The 2,213-nt window shown below is 39.1% G+C and carries 1 protein-coding gene; it reads left to right on the top strand.

Annotation, left to right across the window (positions count from 1 at the left end):
- The coding region (locus AFK68_RS00835) for a GH116 family glycosyl hydrolase (protein WP_143437387.1) at positions 1–2,054 on the top strand (2,054 nt) is incomplete at its 5' end.
- Positions 2,055–2,213: the final 159 nt, after the last annotated feature.

Here is a 2,213-nt window from a genome sequence, read left to right on the forward strand (position 1 = left end):
TTAATGCACAATTAAGTTGCGAACAATTTTCTCCAATTTGGGCGGGTAACTATCAAGAAACCAGTTACCCGATCGCCATATTTGAATGGATTGCTCATAATCCTACAGATGAACCAATTACACTCAGTATAATGTTAACTTGGCAAAATACTATCGGTTGGTTTACTAATTCTGCGAAAACACCGGAAGTGCAAGTGCGAGATGATGGTACTCCAGTTTATGAATACAAACCAAGGTGGGGAGAGAGTACAGACAACTTTAATTTATTAGTAGAAGATTTTCACCGTATTGGTTGCACAATGACAAAATTAAGTATCGCCGACGAACCCGCAGAAGGAGAGGGTCAAATGGCGATCGCGACTTTTTCTAATGCAGGCATGGAAGTCAGCTATCACACAAGGTGGAACCCTACTGGTGATGGAGAAGATATTTGGCATTACTTTGCTATAGATGGTACTCTCATAGATGAAGAAAGCGAACTACCTGCAACGGAGGGAGAACAAGTTGGTGTTGCGATGTCAGTTCGTTTCACTATCAGGCCAGGAAAAACCCGGAAAATTCCGTTCTTTTTAGTTTGGGATTTGCCTCTGACTGAGTTTGGCGCTGGAGTTTCATATTACCGCCGTTATACAGATTTTTATGGTCGCAATGGCAAAAATGCTTGGTCAATAATTCGTACTGCGATGAAGCATTATCAAACCTGGCGCGAGAATATTGAAGCTTGGCAAAATCCGATTCTAGAACGGGAAAATTTGCCTGGTTGGTTTAAGATGGCTTTGTTTAATGAACTTTACGATCTCACAAGTGGGGGAACTATTTGGAGTGCTGCTAGCGAAGGCGATCCTAAAGGTCAGTTTGCCGTGCTGGAATGTCTAGATTATCGTTGGTATGAGAGTTTAGATGTGAGGTTATATGGTTCTTTTGGGTTGTTAATCTTGTGGCCGGATTTGGAAAAATCAGTATTGGTGGCGTTCGCGCGGGCAATTTCGACGGCGGATGATACACCCAGAATTATTGGTTATAATCAAGCATCAGCAGTGAGAAAAATTGCTGGATCAACTCCCCACGACTTGGGGGCACCGAATGAGCATCCTTGGGAAAAGACGAATTACACCAGTTATCAAGATTGTAATCAATGGAAAGATTTATCTAGTGATTTTGTGTTGCAAGTGTATCGAGATTTTCTGTTGACTGGTGGAGATGATTACGAATTTCTGTGGGAATGTTGGTCTGCTATTGTAGAAACGTTAGCATATCTCAAAGGTTTTGATAAGGATCATGATGGCATTCCTGAAAATGAGGGAGCGCCAGACCAAACTTTTGATGATTGGCAGTTGCGGGGGGTGAGCGCTTATTGTGGGGGGTTATGGTTAGCTGCATTGGAGGCAGCGATCGCTATTGGGAAAGTTTTAATTGAGCATCCTAGGGAAATTCCTTATTATCCACCGGAAGGTTTCCATTCTGAGGTTGATAAAAGTTCTGTAGATGCAATTAATAATCAAATTTCTGTTTATGAAAATTGGTTAGAAAAAGCATTACCTATTTATCAAGAAAAATTATGGAATGGGAAATATTATCGTTTGGATAGTGATAGTAATTCGGAAGTAGTAATGGCTGACCAATTATGTGGTCAATTTTATGCCAAGCTGTTAAATTTGCCAGATATTGTACCTGTTGAATGTGCTTTATCTGCTTTAAAAACTGTCTATAATTCTTGTTTTAAAAATTTTCATAATGGCAAGTTTGGTGCAGTTAATGGAGTGTTGCCTGATGGTTCTCCAGAAAATCCTAATGCTACCCATCCTTTAGAGGTTTGGACAGGAATTAATTTTGGTTTAGCAGCTTTTATGGTGCAAATTGGTATGAAAAAAGAAGCTTTAGAAATAACAGAAGCGGTGGTAAAACAAATATATGAAAATGGGTTACAATTTCGCACGCCAGAAGCTATTACAGCAGAGGGAACTTTTAGAGCTAGTCATTATTTAAGAGCAATGGCAATTTGGGCAATTTATAATGAATTTAGAATTTTTGAATTGAGAATTAAGAATTTTTAAATTGAGAATTGAGAATTTAACTTCTGAATTCTAACTTTTATATAAATCCTCCTAGGATTGGTGTAAAATGGATAGGGGTTTGGTTTCCAAATCCCATTTTTGGTTAAGTTTGGAGAGGTGGTTGGGTTTGGAGACCAAACCCCTAGGATAAAATTTTAC

This window comes from Hydrocoleum sp. CS-953 (assembly GCF_002260545.1).
Lineage (GTDB): Bacteria > Cyanobacteriota > Cyanobacteriia > Cyanobacteriales > Microcoleaceae > Trichodesmium.